The organism is Phocaeicola coprocola DSM 17136 (assembly GCF_000154845.1).
Classification (GTDB): Bacteria; Bacteroidota; Bacteroidia; order Bacteroidales; family Bacteroidaceae; genus Phocaeicola; species Phocaeicola coprocola.
On the sequence record NZ_DS981505.1, the window covers coordinates 107,700 to 122,968 of the forward strand.

At 35.8% G+C, this 15,269-nt stretch carries 20 protein-coding genes; 1 reads left to right on the forward strand and 19 read right to left on the reverse strand.

Annotation, left to right across the window (positions count from 1 at the left end):
• Positions 1 to 59: 59 nt before the first annotated feature.
• From BACCOP_RS15965 to BACCOP_RS20720, 19 genes are all read right to left on the reverse strand, one after another.
• Complete coding sequence (locus BACCOP_RS15965) at positions 60 to 971, reverse strand: BT4734/BF3469 family protein (RefSeq protein WP_040312194.1); 912 nt, start codon at positions 969 to 971, stop codon at positions 60 to 62.
• A gap of 130 nt (positions 972 to 1,101) precedes the next feature.
• A complete protein-coding gene (locus BACCOP_RS15970) occupies positions 1,102 to 1,548 on the reverse strand; it encodes a hypothetical protein (RefSeq protein WP_007570983.1) in 447 nt (148 codons plus the stop codon).
• Between the two features lie 18 nt (positions 1,549 to 1,566).
• Entirely contained in the window at positions 1,567 to 2,007 is a 441-nt protein-coding gene (locus BACCOP_RS15975) for a hypothetical protein (protein WP_007570985.1), read from the reverse strand.
• Positions 2,004 to 2,360, reverse strand: coding sequence for a hypothetical protein (locus BACCOP_RS15980; RefSeq protein ID WP_007570986.1), 357 nt, complete (start codon positions 2,358 to 2,360; stop codon positions 2,004 to 2,006). Before BACCOP_RS15980 ends, BACCOP_RS15975 begins: the two co-directional genes overlap by 4 nt.
• A gap of 117 nt (positions 2,361 to 2,477) precedes the next feature.
• Positions 2,478 to 5,552: a fimbrillin family protein gene (locus BACCOP_RS19310; protein ID WP_185150237.1), complete on the reverse strand. Its 3,075-nt coding sequence runs from the start codon at positions 5,550 to 5,552 to the stop codon at positions 2,478 to 2,480.
• A gap of 13 nt (positions 5,553 to 5,565) precedes the next feature.
• Positions 5,566 to 6,798, reverse strand: coding sequence for a BACON domain-containing protein (locus BACCOP_RS15995; RefSeq protein WP_185150238.1), 1,233 nt, complete (start codon positions 6,796 to 6,798; stop codon positions 5,566 to 5,568).
• Positions 6,799 to 7,306: 508 nt separating this feature from the next.
• Positions 7,307 to 7,882, reverse strand: a complete 576-nt coding sequence (locus tag BACCOP_RS16000; protein ID WP_007570989.1) for a hypothetical protein — start codon at positions 7,880 to 7,882, stop codon at positions 7,307 to 7,309.
• Positions 7,875 to 8,102: a hypothetical protein gene (locus tag BACCOP_RS16005; RefSeq protein ID WP_007570990.1), complete on the reverse strand. Its 228-nt coding sequence runs from the start codon at positions 8,100 to 8,102 to the stop codon at positions 7,875 to 7,877. Before BACCOP_RS16005 ends, BACCOP_RS16000 begins: the two co-directional genes overlap by 8 nt.
• Positions 8,103 to 8,244: 142 nt before the next feature.
• Entirely contained in the window at positions 8,245 to 8,382 is a 138-nt protein-coding gene (locus tag BACCOP_RS20520; protein WP_007570991.1) for a hypothetical protein, read from the reverse strand.
• A complete protein-coding gene (locus BACCOP_RS16010; protein ID WP_007570992.1) occupies positions 8,379 to 9,053 on the reverse strand; it encodes a recombinase family protein in 675 nt (224 codons plus the stop codon). The genes BACCOP_RS20520 and BACCOP_RS16010 overlap by 4 nt, the downstream gene beginning before the upstream one ends.
• A gap of 147 nt (positions 9,054 to 9,200) precedes the next feature.
• Positions 9,201 to 9,554, reverse strand: coding sequence for a hypothetical protein (locus BACCOP_RS16015; protein ID WP_007570993.1), 354 nt, complete (start codon positions 9,552 to 9,554; stop codon positions 9,201 to 9,203).
• Between the two features lie 3 nt (positions 9,555 to 9,557).
• The gene (locus tag BACCOP_RS16020) at positions 9,558 to 9,899 is read right to left on the reverse strand and encodes a hypothetical protein (protein ID WP_007570994.1); all 342 of its coding nucleotides are present in this window, start codon (positions 9,897 to 9,899) and stop codon (positions 9,558 to 9,560) included.
• A 141-nt stretch (positions 9,900 to 10,040) separates the two neighbouring features.
• Positions 10,041 to 10,391 (reverse strand): hypothetical protein, encoded by a 351-nt coding sequence (locus BACCOP_RS16025; RefSeq protein WP_007570998.1) that lies wholly within the window; start codon positions 10,389 to 10,391, stop codon positions 10,041 to 10,043.
• A gap of 10 nt (positions 10,392 to 10,401) precedes the next feature.
• Positions 10,402 to 10,647: a hypothetical protein gene (locus BACCOP_RS16030; protein ID WP_007571000.1), complete on the reverse strand. Its 246-nt coding sequence runs from the start codon at positions 10,645 to 10,647 to the stop codon at positions 10,402 to 10,404.
• Positions 10,648 to 10,753: 106 nt separating this feature from the next.
• Entirely contained in the window at positions 10,754 to 11,686 is a 933-nt protein-coding gene (locus BACCOP_RS16035; protein WP_007571001.1) for a PD-(D/E)XK nuclease family protein, read from the reverse strand.
• A 2-nt stretch (positions 11,687 to 11,688) separates the two neighbouring features.
• Positions 11,689 to 12,441 (reverse strand): Sak single strand annealing protein, encoded by a 753-nt coding sequence (locus BACCOP_RS16040; RefSeq protein ID WP_040312181.1) that lies wholly within the window; start codon positions 12,439 to 12,441, stop codon positions 11,689 to 11,691.
• Between the two features lie 2 nt (positions 12,442 to 12,443).
• On the reverse strand, positions 12,444 to 12,941 hold the full coding sequence (locus BACCOP_RS16045) for a hypothetical protein (protein WP_007571003.1): 498 nt from the start codon (positions 12,939 to 12,941) through the stop codon (positions 12,444 to 12,446).
• Between the two features lie 133 nt (positions 12,942 to 13,074).
• Positions 13,075 to 14,049 carry a DUF3871 family protein gene (locus tag BACCOP_RS16050; RefSeq protein WP_397434037.1) on the reverse strand — a complete coding sequence of 325 codons (975 nt, stop codon included), beginning with the start codon at positions 14,047 to 14,049 and terminating at the stop codon, positions 13,075 to 13,077.
• 236 nt (positions 14,050 to 14,285) lie between these two features.
• Entirely contained in the window at positions 14,286 to 14,441 is a 156-nt protein-coding gene (locus tag BACCOP_RS20720; RefSeq protein WP_007571005.1) for a hypothetical protein, read from the reverse strand.
• A gap of 483 nt (positions 14,442 to 14,924) precedes the next feature.
• On the opposite strand from BACCOP_RS20720, the gene BACCOP_RS16060 reads away from it, so the two are divergent.
• The gene (locus BACCOP_RS16060) at positions 14,925 to 15,269 is read left to right on the forward strand and encodes a type II toxin-antitoxin system RelE/ParE family toxin (RefSeq protein ID WP_007571009.1); all 345 of its coding nucleotides are present in this window, start codon (positions 14,925 to 14,927) and stop codon (positions 15,267 to 15,269) included.

Consider the following 15,269-nt stretch of genomic DNA (forward strand, 5'->3'; position numbering starts at 1 on the left):
TGAGTGGTATAATACACTTATTATGTCTGCCTTCGGTTTACTCATACCATATTAAACTTTCAATATATCCTAAATTGCAATATTTCAAAGTTATCAGATTCTGCCTTATAAGCATTTCTTACATGGCTTACAATTTCATCTTCACTCATAGTCCGATCTTCCCAACCATCAACAAAGTACTCAATAGCAAAGTCTTCATCTACTCCCCATTTGCACATCAGACAAGCCAATTTAAATATACTATTAGCTCTTTGACCTTCCAGCCAATATTCAGGATGTTTCTTCTTCCATACTGAATCCATAATTCGAATAATACTTTCATCCGAAACGCTCTTTACACTATTACCGGAATATTGTTTTGAATAATTTTGAGGTTTTATGGTTGGTATATAATGAAAAGCAACCGGACTACGATTAACCCAAATATCCGGATCATAGCTAAGATAGTTTCTTCTGGCTATATCCTTACAGCTCTCATCTTTACTTGCTACATCGAATTTCTTCAATAGTTGTTCATACAAGTCCCTATGCAAGTCCGGATTTTCATTATCATGCAGTACTAGAGCTTTCAGTCCTTCTCCACTGGGAGTAACAAACACACAGACTACACATGGAGTAATTATCAAGCGATTTCGTAGATGTATCATTTCATCTCTTGTAGCTATATGGTCAAAATCCATAGCTGTAATACACGAATAATCATCCAGTCCCTTACTATTAACCTCTAAAAATCGGGCATTATAAGCAACAGCAGGCAATAATCTGGATTTCCAATATTGCCTATCTTCTTCTGGTACAGTTCTGATGTGTTCAATTGCTTGTCTTAGTGTATATTTCCCATATTCACTATCATACAATACTAAATCCCCATTACGAATAACTTCTACAACTTCATTAAAGTCAATATATTGCAAACCATACTTTGTGTAATTAATTCTTTGCAATAAAGTAAACATTTTGTCTTCTTTCATAATTTCATTGTTTATTCTGAAACTCTTCTTTTTTTCAGATATAAAGTTTTCAGGCCCTTCAAATTTCCCATTTTTATTAAATGACAAAAAAGGAGACAGTCTCAAATTCGACTATCTCCTTACATTATTATTATTTCGTCTGTATTCGCAATATGATGGAGCCTAAATTTATCTCCAGCCAAGCATCCTTTATTTTACTGGCACCTAATCTTTTAGCACTTTCTTTATAAATCTCCAGAAAGTCTGACTGTTCCAGATTATAAATTATATGTCCTAAATAAGGCATAGGAGGAAGAGGTGATGGCATTTTAAATCCATTATATCCTTCTCCAGTTATTATTAAGGCATCAGCAGCATTTATATCCTTCTCCGGATTAGCCCCTAAAGTGGAATAGTCTAAACATCTATTGAAAAACATGGCTACAACATTTCCTAATGTATATAGCTTAAATTCAACTTTATCTTTACCAACATAAGCATCCAAATCTTCCTGCACCGCTTTTTCAATTTCACTAATGTTTGTTTCAGTTATGGTATATACTTTACCCATAACGAATACCTTCTTTTCTTTTTTCATTACTGTCTCCTCCTTAGTTTAATACGTGATTTTCATTATGATACAATCGGGATAACATCTTATACCGATTTCTTCAACAATCCCTTCCCCTTTACATGTAAATAGTAACAGTGTCTTATAGAACTGAATGAAGGTAGTTACATCGGTATAGAAATTTTTACCATTAAAACACAGTGGACTAATTAATGGATAACCACCCATCTTTTTAGGAGTAAAGGCTCTAAGACCAATACCTGATAAAATATTTGCGTCAGTATCATATATCACTGGTTTGTCTGGATTGATATAAAAGTCACGAATAAATTTCATAATTACATGATTTTCGCTTAACTCCTCAATCGCGAAAGACACCATTCCACCAGTTGTTTCCTCCAAAGAATCATTTACGGCTGATTCAATCTCCTCTATCGTCATTGTAGTATCGAGGACTTCTCTGTTTGCAATAAAATAGTTTTTCATAGTTTAGATTTTTGTGATTTAATAGTTAATTTGATTCCTAATTCTTTAGAAAGATAAGATACTAACCCGGTATAAGCGTCCGTTCTTTTTCTTTCTCTTGGGCATATCTCCAGAAGTTCCTTCAGTGTTATTTCAATGCAGAGACCAGTTTTAAAATTCTCTCCATACCTCTTTCGTAAGGCTTCAACATCTTTCTTATACTTTTCAGGGATAGGTTGGGCGATTGTACTACTTTTTTCGATAACATCAGGAGTAGTTTCTCTAACCTGACGCTCTGACGATTCTTCTAAAGTACCATCAAAGAATATATTCATTAGATTTCCTAACATAGTTGTTGATATTATTTTTGTCATTAGTTAGAGTTTCAATCCACCAGAATCGCGTTTTGTCATTTTGAGAGATAGATACAAAAAAAGAACGACTAAGTTTTTATTCTTAATCGTTCTTTCTTAATCATTTAATTGTATTACTTATGGATGTTTATATATAGTTGGTCTAGGATTAGGATGTTTTATAGCTTTGGAGTTTGATACACCTCTTGTTTGTACTTGATTTTTAGCTGCTACAAAATCAGCGTGTCCCAGTGCATCAAATTTCACAAATTCCTCATAATCGTATTTCCAGCTATCACCATAAGCCAGTTTCATTACACGTTTATAAATGATTTCACGGCTCGGCGCATTGAATTGCATAATTATATTTCCTCCCATGATGCTATGCTCTGTTGGTCGGTAAATACCTTTAGTATAATAGTCACCTCCTTCAAATATTCCTATTTCTTCGTCAACATAACGAGAGTCAGACATAAAGTGCGACCAATTTACCTTGTCTACGGTATTATTCAAACTGAGATTGAGGAATTGACCATAGGATTGTCTTCTTTTAACATCTTCAATAGTGTTTGAAGGTAGTGTCATATCATACATGGCATATTCATCTCCAAGTAATCCAAATCCATGTCCATTCGCCTCATGCCACACTAATTCTGAAAGTTTATCGTCAGAATCATTTGGATAAGTAACGTAAGCTATTGTAAAGCCATTATCATACATCATACATTCTCCAGCACGAACCATTTCATTAATCACAATAATGGTCTGTATATTATCCGAAGTGTTTACTCCAAGTGCCTTTTGTACATATTCTAAAACTTTGTCATCATTTCCTCCTACACCTGCACCTAATGGGATAGTTTCAAAAACTGTTTCTTTTCCCATTACATTGTTTTTGGACACGGCTTTTACCATAATGACATCATAATAATCTCGTAAAGATTTAAATGGTTCAAGCACGAAATAAGATTCCATTGTTTTTCTCATAATCTCCTCATATTTCCCTTCATTTTCCATATCTTTATCAACAAAGGCATCTCCCATTAAAACCAATTTGATACCATTACCTTTACTATGAGTCTGTAATACCTTTACTTCACCGTCCTTTGAGTAATCTGTAGATGTATACAATTCTGTATAAAGTATATAACCTATTTGTTGAAATAGTATCCAAGTTCCTGGTTCCCAACTCATCCACTTAGGAGATTGGTACAAAGCAGGAGGAATTTGGCCCTCAAGTCTATTAAAGGCAAGTTGCAAATTTGTCAAGTTAGGCAAATAGGCGAATCCTTCCGGTATATTTCCTCCTATGTTATTGTAGGAAATGTCAAAGCGTTTTAGATTGCTTAACATCCCTACATTCTCAGGTATAGTACCAACTATATTATTTCTGTTCTCTTGCGGATAAACCGTATTACCTATTCCCAGCGCGTCAGCATTCCCAATGCTGAATATTTCAAGGCTTGACAAATTACATATTGAGGTTGGAATATCACCCGTAAGTAAGTTATTACCACAAGAAAACTCTTTCAGATTAGACAAAGAACCAAGCTCGTCAGGGATACTACCAACCAACCCATTTCCTGCTATATTCAATATTTCAAGTTTAGATAAATTCTTAATATCAACGGGAATTTCACCTGACAGTTTATTCAGGCTTAAATCCAACTCCTTTATATTTTTAAGCGTTGTTATATTCTGCAAAGAGCCTTCAATATTATTTGCGCACAAATTGAGAGACTCAAGATTGCCTGCATTAGATATTTCAATCGGAATTTCTCCCGAAAATCGGTTTTGGGACATATTTACTTTTCTCAGGCTCTTGACAGAAGACCATATATCAGTAGGTATTTCTCCAGAGAATTGATTATGAGCAACATTCAGTTCTTCCAATGATGTATTTGCTATTTCCACTGGCAGCGATCCGGAGAACTCATTATCCCCCAAATCTAAAGTTCTCAGCTTGCTTAAATTACCTATGAATGACGGAATCTCTCCTTTAAAAAGATTTTCAGTCAGACCAATATAAGTAAGATTGGTCAAATTTCCGATAGCATCGGGTATATTCCCAGATAGTTGATTATACCTTAAATCCAAATACTCAAGATTAGTATTTTCTATTGAAATTGGAATTTCTCCTGAAAGATTGTTTCCCCATAGTCGAAGTTGAGAAAGCCCTTTTAAATTCCCTATTTCATCAGGTATTATGCCTGATAAATTATTTGCTGATAGGTCTATTTCATACACTTCTCCTTTTGCTTTCACACCATACCACTCACTTATTGGTTTATCACTACACCAGTTTGTATTATTTTTCCATGCTTTTCCATTGGTTGCATTATATAATGCTATTAAAGCATCTTTTTCCATTTCCTCTTCTGCACCGTCCAAATACAAAGAATATACATTACCAGGTTTGAATCCACCCTTAGGGGCATGTTTTTGCAGTAATAAATTGAGAGTATGCTCTCCAGGAATATCTGGAGCATAAAAAATTTTTATTATTGCATTTTCAGTTTGGGGCAATATTGCAATATAGCAAGTTATTTTTTCTGCATTTCCAAGTTCTTTTTGAGTTGGCAAATTATTATAATATATATTTTTTTCGTATGAAGCATTATCTATCGCTTCTGTTTTAAAATTAAAGAAACCAGAGCTACAACTGATATTTTCATTTGATGTAATTGTTAGATTCCATTTATCTATTTCTTCGCTAATTTGTTCTAAAGGAATTGTTATTTTAAGAAAAGCAAAACAATGCTTAAATTGTAATGAAATCTTTCCGTTGCTAATTTGACTTGAAGCATATAAGAAATCGTTTCCTGATGCCTTTTCTTTATAGTCTTGAAAAGTTGAACTAGGTAATTGAATTTTGCCATCAGAAAGAGAATATTGATAAGGATAATAAGCATAAACACTTTCTCCTTCATTAGCCTGTATTTTTTCTCCACAAGCTTCAAATGTACAACTGTTCCCTTCGTTTAATGCTTTATACTCAAGATTCTTTTGCTTTTCCGAGATTAATCCAATAGCATCATTTTTATTCCACTCAACATGTACAACACCATCATCTTCTACAAATGTTGTTCGAGTATTAGCAAAATTTGCTGTTACCACAATATCTCCTTGAGTTGTTTTAAACAAGTCTTCCTCTCTGCATCCAATAGAAAATATAACAGAAAGTAACAAAATTATATATTTAGTCTTTTTCATATAGTTATTTATTTTACCAAGGTATGTTAGGCATATCATCAATATTTCCATCTGGATTTTTAAGTCCTTTACCATATTGAGAAATTTTAATTTCTTGTTTTATTTTCTCACTTGAAAGAACAATAAAACCTATTCTATCTTCTTCCATTAAATTTTCTACTATAGAAAAGTTTAATTGCTTTTCAACCAATTCTCGTGTTTCTATTGGCTTAATCCAACTGTCAGACACGGAAACATTGAATTTTACATTAGAATTGACACTAAAACTTAAAACTTCTCCTTCTGATTTTACCTGATACTCATTTCTTGCAACTAGAATAGCCCCCTTATACATCTGATAGATTGAAACTGTATCTGCAATGGTTTCATCTTCCGTATTGTAGAATATGATCTTCGCTTCTCGTGAATCGTAGTTTTCATTTGGTTCAACTTGATAATGTCTTGTATGGGTAGATACAGCCCTACTTTGAATTTCTGTAATCCAGTTTGCACCGGAAGGCATTTTCACATCGTAACCAACCGTACTATTTATTTCTATATCAACTGTACCTCCTTCTTCAGGGAGAGTGAAGTCCTTTTGTGTCAAGGTTATAAAATCTCCATATTCCTGATAGACCTTAACTGTTTCCGACAAGTTACCGCTTTTAATGATAATTTCTCCTTCCCGTTTGGATTCGGTATCATTAAAATCTACTTTAAAGTTCAATAAGCTACTTGTCAAGGCTCGTGTATCCTGATTTTCTACCTGTTTTATCCAATCAGCTTTAACTTCTATCTCATATTCAATATTAGCTTTGACCTCCACGCTGATATTTCCTCCACCACTGGGAACTTCATATTTGGAGGATGTTACGGTTAAAGCGTCTTTCTGCTTCTGTGTTACAACTATCTCTTTCTTATCATCTCCACATTGCAAGACAATTGTAGCATTACGCTCATCATAAGTTTCATTGGCTGTTGCTGTAACAGACAATTCAATATCACCACTCTTCCCAGAAGAAGGATTAATTGTTATCCAGCTTTCAGCTCGGTCGTTTATCATTGTAGCATTCCATTCTCCTGTTGCGGTAAATGGAATATTGATTGTACCTCCCTGTTGTGATATAACAGGATGAGTATCTCCTTCATCAATCGTAATTTTGAATGATGGATTAGGAGAAGGATTCTCATTATCGTCCTTACATGAATATAAACCTATCAGTAAGAACATAAAAACTGAAAACAAATAAGATACTCTCATTCTCATTATAATACGATTTTTTAAGTTAGACATTTCTTATAAAAAGATACCGTTATAATATCAGACCGATAAGCCCCCGAAGTCAGTATTAGATTAAACAAAAAAGAAAGGCATAGGACTTGTTCTGCTATTCATCGCAACTAGGTATCGCCAAACACCATACAGAAATGAATAAAAAGAAACAATACTCCCATGCCTGTTGTTATGTTAGTTGATACAACATGGGCTGTACCAAGAACATACACAAACAGAAAATGAGCGTAATATTGTCCTTTATCCCTCTGTTATGAAATTGGCGATTTCAGTTGCAGGATAAAAGCAAAAAACGCTTTCTATTATGATCCAACCATTTCTCCGGTCAGACTTTACAAATATACGTTTTTTGTTCAATATTACGCTCGATAAAGAGTATTATTTCTTCCAAATATAAGGCTTTTAACTATCTGATAAGCGGCAAAAAGAGGAAAAAGCAAAAAGAGAAGCCAAGTTTTACCTCAGCCTCTCCTTTTACATATTATTCTACTACCTCAAAGACATGGAACGAATACCAAACATCTTCATCATCGTACTGTTCCACATAGTCATCTAAAGCCTGAACTATATCGTTTTCTGTAGGTGGTATTGTTTTCCCAACGATTTCTGAAACACAATCGGCTGCTTCTTCTATTGTCCGAAAATATTCGCAATCATCGTAAGAATCCAAGTAATATATCTCCGGAAAATATTCACCACTTGAATCATTGGTATAGTACACTCCACATCCCGGTTCTTCTTCACGATAATACACTTTGATTGAAGGGAATCTTTCTTCAATTATTTCTCTGACTCCCTCTTGTTCGCACCAAGCGGTAGATTGATAGATTGTAAGTACATTATCCTCCATATTATATCCGGTAATTTCACCACGACACCTGTATTTTTCCCAATCACCGCCAAGTTTAGTGACAAGATTACCGAGCCACCATTTACCGAAACCGTTCTTTACAATTGAAGTCTTGCGCTTTTCGATATACTTCAATACTCTATACAGTGATTTTACTTCTTTCGGTTCACCTACGCATTTATAGGTACAATCACACCAATTAGGCATTTTCTACCTCCTTTCCATCCTTGTATCTGTAAAAATTCAGATTTTCAGTAGTCATCCAATAACAATCAGACAATCTGAATCCATACTTACCCTCGATTGTTGTAAGGAATGATTCAAAGTCCTCGTAGTTTTCTGATTCTCTTAGTTCATTTTCCGTCAGCTCTATTATATTTAAAGCTCCACAGCAATAATCCAGTATCAATACATATTTGGGTTCCATAATTTTTCACTTCTCATTAAATGAATACTCGTTGCCATAGGATAAAGTCTTTTCACTTTCACATAGGCAGACATTTGATTTCTCGCATCTATATGTACTTTAATCCGTACATGATTGATTGTAACGCTAAAATGGTATCTTGTCATGCTATCGTAAAATAGTTAGGTTCATTAGGGTTGATACTAACAATTACAGTTTTTATACCATTAGGCACTTTCTTAATTTGAGGTCGAAAAGGAATTATCTTTTCTGCGCCTCCTTTCTGTTTTTTCTCTTTCATAACAAACCGTATCTTTTAATCAGTTTATATACAGTGGATTTTGTGAAAGCACAGCCTTTTGAAGATACAAACCCTTCATTGTTCAGTATCTCCGCCATTTCTTTATAGCTGTGATTCTCTTTCACCAAAGTCCGTAACATTGCAACAGCCCTCTTGTTATTGGGATTGCTGTCCGCTTTAGCCTTACAGGTATTTATACTGTTCTGAATAGCTTGTCTGTGCTTATTCAACAAATGCTCAGGGTTTCCAAGTCTGAACCCTCTGCTTTTCTTCGCCTGTAATGATGCTTTAGTCCGGGCTGCTATCAATTCTGCTTCATATTGTGATATTGCGGAAATGATATGCAGCACCATTTTGTTTGCCTGTGGAAAATCGCAGAACACAATCTCCACATCGCTTTCCAATAAGCCGGACAGAAATGAAACTGATCTTGCCAGCCTGTCCAACTTTGCAACAATTAAGGTAGCATCTTCTTTTCTACACAGTGTCAATGCTTCCTTTAGTTTTGGTCGTTCTGATTTACGTCCGCTTTCCACCTCTACAAATTCAGCTATGGGATTTGTGTCATGCAGGTGGTTGCGTATGATTTCCCGTTGGGCTTCCAGTCCGAGTCCGCTAAGCCCTTGCTTATGGGTCGATACACGGAGATAAGCTACATATTGACTGTTCATTTATTATTGAATTTAACATCCGTTCCACCGGTTAGATGGTCGTCTAATCTTTGGAACGGAATCGGTTGAATACAAAAAGGGGAATATATGAGTGTCCTAAAATCCAAATTCTCACATATTCCTCGATAACACGAATTATTGTCTGCCTTATATGGCTACCTTATATACAAGTCCGTATTTTGAACAGATATAATCATAAGAGGATAAGCCATATTGAACAGTGTCGTCTATCACATTTACTATTTTGTCAAGTGGTACACAATTATATACAGCTTGTGATTTCTGATTTTCCGGTTTGAACGCTATCTGATAAAGACTCATTTCTGACAAAAAACGAATCTCTACCCAACATCGTATTTTAAACAGATAAAAAGCCGTACCTCTATCTATGACCTTTACATTGCAAAAATCAATTTCCCATGAAAATGGCTTTATGGAGTTCTGCAATACGTCATGCCATATTATACGACAGATTTGCTCATTATATTTTTCTTTTTCCATATCTCAAAAGAATGATAACAACATATACTCGTTTTTATGGTCGGACTCTGTCAAGAGCCTTTCCATTGTGCTTATGATTTCTTCCACAGGCTCATCGAGTCCGTCCAGTGCTTCCTTGATTTCTTTTCTTTCTCCTGCATCAAGTTTATCATAAGATTTCAATTTTTCTAAGCCAAGTTTAAAGTCATCCCTGTAAACTTCAACATCATCGTCCCAGCTTTCACCGGCATAAGAGATTCCGAGTGATGTAAGCAGATTATGAAATTCTACTACCTTGTAGTTGAATCCTAAAGAAGATGAATATTCGATTTCATACTTCTTTACCACGTGTAATCTGTGTCCCATATTTGTCTATCTATTTTTTTGCGGCTGACAGAGTTGTAAATACATCATTTTCTATATCACCGCCACTGTTAATAATAAATGCCTGAAAATCATTGGAAGAGAAACATATTATTTTGTTCCCCTTGTATATTTTCTCATCCATCATCTGTAGTATTCCTTCATATAACATTCCTCACACAGGCTTCCGTAATCGTTCACTTCAGACCGTGTGAGAGGTTTTCCGCAATATTCGCATTCTCTTACTACCTCATGATGGGTTTCATGAACCGTCTGATACATCGGTTTGTCAGCGTTTTTCTTGCCATAGAGGAACTCCATTTCGTCCTTATGTCTATTGTTTTTCTTTTTCATCTTTTCTTCCGTTTTAATCGTTATTACTACTTCTGAACCGGTAAAGTCTTCATCGCAGTGAAGGCATTGAAAACTGTATCCTTCCGTTTCTGACTTTATAAGTTCTCTACCGCAGATAGGGCAGTGATGTTCCTTACTCATACACATATCCTTATTCCAGAATTATCTTTATATCTTCATTAATCCACCCTCCTAAAGGATCATCATCAAAACGCCTTCCGAAATAGCATATATGGTCATTCAGTTTTTTGTTTTTATAGAAACTGTAAACCTCTTCTTTTCCGGTGCCGTAATTGAAAAGATTTTCGGTATCTCCAAAATATAGCCCTTTATCGTTCTGAAAGACCGGACGGTTCCAGTCATCTATTGCCACGAATTTTAATCTGAGTTCTTTCATTGTTGCTTCTCCTTATTGTTTAGTTCGTTCTACATAAAAGAAAAGACCGGAGAGACATCATTATGTATTATTCTACACTTGTCTCCCCGGTCAATGTTCCGAGTTGTTAAATTGATATTACCAAAGCCCCTGCAACTTTTGAAGTTTTCATGTAGGACTCGAAATCAATATCGGGATGGTCTTTTTTGAATGCCTGCAAATCAAATGAGGTTCTTATTCCCGGCAGTTTTCTGGTAAGCCTCATGGTGTCTGTAAACCAAGACCTGACATCCAGCAGTTCCATTTCTGACAGAATATTTGATTTGAGGACACTTAGTTTTTCCTCTACTTCATTCTTAGTCTGAATCAGTTCCCTTATTTCCGATTCTTGATTTCTGATATTTTCCGGTATGCTGTAGGGATTATTGAATTGTTCCCCTCTTAAATCACAGTCCATAAGTTCCTTGCAGACATCGGAAGGTATCCGGTTCACAAAAATCACGTCCTTTATATGATCGAATGTACCGTCTTTCTTCGGCTTGTTCCTAAGGTGTATTATGAAAAGCCTGCCAACTTTAGCCTTCCTGTTCTGAAACTCAAACAAGTAAGCATAGATACTAAGCTGCCATCTTGCTTTTTCAAGTTTATCGGATGTCATCGTTCCATAGGTCTTTATATCGCCTATGTCAAACGTGGTATCATCAACTCTATATACCTTGTCAATCATGCTTGCCCAGTTCTTACTGTCCGTCACACAATATTCAGAGCATTCATGAACCAACCCGTGTTCTTTGCAGATTTCAATGTAATCTGCAACTTCCTGAGTACCGTCATTAATCCAGTGTTTATCAAAATCCTCAATGGAAGCATGAACATCCGTACCATATTCCGCTGCCGCCATCATCATTTCTTCAGGTACTCCTTCAAATTCATCAGGAAATAACTGTCTTTGAATCATTCCTGTTATGCCTGACAGTTCTTTACCGTCAAGCAGATACTGGTGCAGTTCTTCATTGAAAACCACACCGCTTTCTTTAAGTTCCATTCTTTTTGTTTCCATAATTAAACCGCTTGATTAAGTTGTAATTTCCGTTCTGTAAATAAAGCCTTGATTTCAGTATTGCCCGTTACTTCATTTTGATGTTGCTTATAAAGTTCCATCAGTGAGTCCTGAGTCTTGCATTGCTGTAGAGCTGTTCTGATTCCTACATATTTATCTGTTACGGATTGTTGGACAGCCCTGCTCTTTCTTGTTCTCTTTGGTTGTTCCGGTACAGTTTCTTGCGTAGCGGCATTATCATCCGCCATTTTATCAGGTATATCTTCTCCTGCGTAGATGTAAAGTCCAAGCCCGAACATTGCCAAGTTTTTGACCAGACAACGCATGATAGTCTTGTTGATGTCAAACATACTTGCCGCTTCTACGGTTCTTTCTACATACTCTTTCTTGAACTTGTCAAACACCTTGTATGTGTAGGGTTCAAGTTTCATCGCCTTATTGGAAGTGTTCATTACAGGCAACCACATTTCATGGGTCACATCATCTGCTGTAACTTCCGTATATACGATAATTCCTATCCTCTCATCTGCAAAATATGGGAGGTTGGTGATTGGATCTTTTACAATCCTATAGGTTGCGCTTGGGCAGGCTCTTTTAAATTCCGCCCAGGCATTAGCCCAACTAAGGTAGCTCAGGTTTTCTCTTTTCTCTACCTTATCATTCATATCAAGCGAGTAAAGAGCATCAAAATAGACTGCTCTTCTTTCATCCGCTGTAGCTCCTTGCGGAACTGTCGGTTTTATAAATTTACACATGGTCATTGCTGTTTTAAACTGTTGGTTATGTGATTAAGTCTCTCCTTGTATTTCGTATTGACATATTCAAGGCAGATGCTTCTCATAACTTCTGCCTTGTCCTTCTCGTCATATACATAATAGCAGGTCTGTGGATTTCCGTAGCGGTCATCCCTCTTGATTGTTCCTCTAAATTCTCCCTTCTTAAAGAAATCATTGAATGGAACGCTTAAACTGGAGTCTGTATTGTCAAGCTGTACATAAATCAATATATATGGTTTGCCTTTGTATAGCCATATTCCTTCAACTAAAGAGTTCCAGTTGTTTCCTTTTCTTCTGTCGGGATTTATGTAAAATTCATAATTCCTGCTTCCTTTTCTTCTCCGTCCTGTCTCCTTGACGATTCGGAGTATTGTTTCTTTTGATATGCTTGATAATTCCACCCGTGTGAGATTCTTTATGATTTCAATCTTTCTGACAGGTGATGTTCTCTTGAAAAGTTCAATGTTTATGTCTGTCATTTCTTCTTTAATTTATTGATGTGAAACAAAAAAGAGGAGGAATACATCATCTTGGTTTACAAGTGTTTTCGATAAACTTTGATAATGTACACCTCCTCCGGTATATCTTATGAAAGACTTCTTATGTCCTTCTTTAGTTCAGGAACCAACTGTAGCCTTCGGTATCGTTACCTTCTATGGCTTGTTGTATTCCCAATGCAAAATCAGTACAATTCCGGTTCCTGTCAAGCCAGGTATCTATATAGGAACTCTTGACCGCTTCATTAGCCAGTTGCAACAAATTCCAACAGGTTATAATTTCTCCTTCTTTCTTTCCGAAATTAGGGTTTGACACATAACCTTTTACCATTGTATTTACAGCCTGATCGCCTATGTTCAATGATGGCAATGCTTTTTGTTCATTCACGGGTAGAAATTGGTATAACCTTAATCTGCCAATTATCTTGCAGAACAGTTCTTCTGAAATTTCCGTTGATTGTAGATTCTCCAAAAGTCCCAGTGTTTCTTCCTTGCGTGGATTGAAACCGCTGAACAGTTCCAAAGCCTTCTGCATTATGTCGGCTTCTGTCATACATTCTATCGTTCCTGAAAACCCGTCGCACGTCAGGCACAGGTTTGAACACACTCTCACTTTCCAGCCTACAAATATCTTAAACTTCATCGGAGTCTGTGGTCTGTAGAGTTTGTCCTCATTGTAAGCACGGACACCGCCAATACAAAGGTTTACTGTTTGTCCGTTGATGGTATTTGTAAGATTTCTTGCATGGGCTACCCAGGCTAATCTTTGGTAGAACACGGTCTTCTCATCTTCTCTCAGTTCACTTGCTTTCTTGTTTTGAGCTGACGGTACACGTCCGATTATTGGATGTGAAACTCGGCATTCAACAGGCGTGAGTTCTCCGAATATCTGTTCTGCGACTTTTGATACCGCACCGATAAAATTCTGATGCGAAATGGTAAGTGTATTATCACAGAACGTAGGGATGATGTTCTTGTTTGTCAGTTCTTCAAGCGTGATAGCCGAAGTGTTGGATTCTATAAAATTAGGATGGTTCCCCATTTCATCCGGTGCGATGATTAATTCATTCCCGGTTGATTCAATCACCATGTTTGTTGCTTCCGCTTCTGTTTTTGAAACGGCAAGCTGTTTTTGATTTTTCTTCATTTTCTTAAAGTTTTAAATAGTTGATAATCCGGTAAACGAAAAAAAGCCAAGAGGTTTATTTCTTTGCTTTTACAAATAAACTTCTTAGCTTCTTTACTCCTTTCAGTATCGAAGTTGCTACCTCCAATACCGTTATTATTACATCTTGTGCTTTATCATATTCCATCAGGTAAAACACGTTATTTATTTTCAGTTGATGTATCGGCACCAACTTTACTTGCAGCAGCTTTCTTCTTGCCGCAATACTTCTCTGCAAGTTCGATGATTACAGAACCTGCCACAATGATTTCAGCCACATAAGCCGCAATCTTGATTCCTTTAATTAAATTTCCCATTCTCTTTTGATTTTAAATTGTTGATATTTACGTTATTAATCTCTTTCTATTATATATTATTCTCACATATAAGGCTTTCAAGGTATCAAATAGGGAACGGAGAAATAAAAAAGAAAGCCGTTATCAAAACTCCTCGCTTTGACTTGGCTTTCCACTGTTCCATCGTTTTCATACATAAAGACTAAAGCTGTTATGACTACTGACGGTTTTCCAGTCATCGAATTGACACCTGACCATCTTCTGAAATTCAGGCTCAACCCGGCATATATTTTTATTATGCTTGAAACCTATGCACTACAATATGATGTGCTTGTGTGTTTCAAGCTGTTCTTTATCATATATAAGGATTTAAGGGGATTTGAAAGGTTAGATTTAAACTAGAAGTATATGTTAAATAAAACCATTTCATTATATTTTCTCGTATATTTTGTTTCCAAAATAGGAACTATTTAGTATCTTTGCCGTTGTCAGTAATCAACAAGAATGGAAGCTAAAGCCAAATTTAAAATTATATATTCAGAAGAAACCATTACCTTTTTGAATACCCTCAATGAAAAAGCAAAGGCAAAAATCATGTACAATGTAAATAAAAGCAAGTACGTGATCGACAAGGAGCTTTTTAAGAAATTGGACGATGCCGATGATATATGGGAATTCAGAACTTTATATAATGGCATTTCATATCGGCTATTTGCTTTTTGGGACACAGAAAAAGAAACATTGGTAATTACGACACATGGAATAGTAAAGAAAACCCAAAAGACACCACCTAAAGAGATTGAAAAAGCCAAAATGATAAGAAAAGCATACTTCAATTCTAAAAAATAA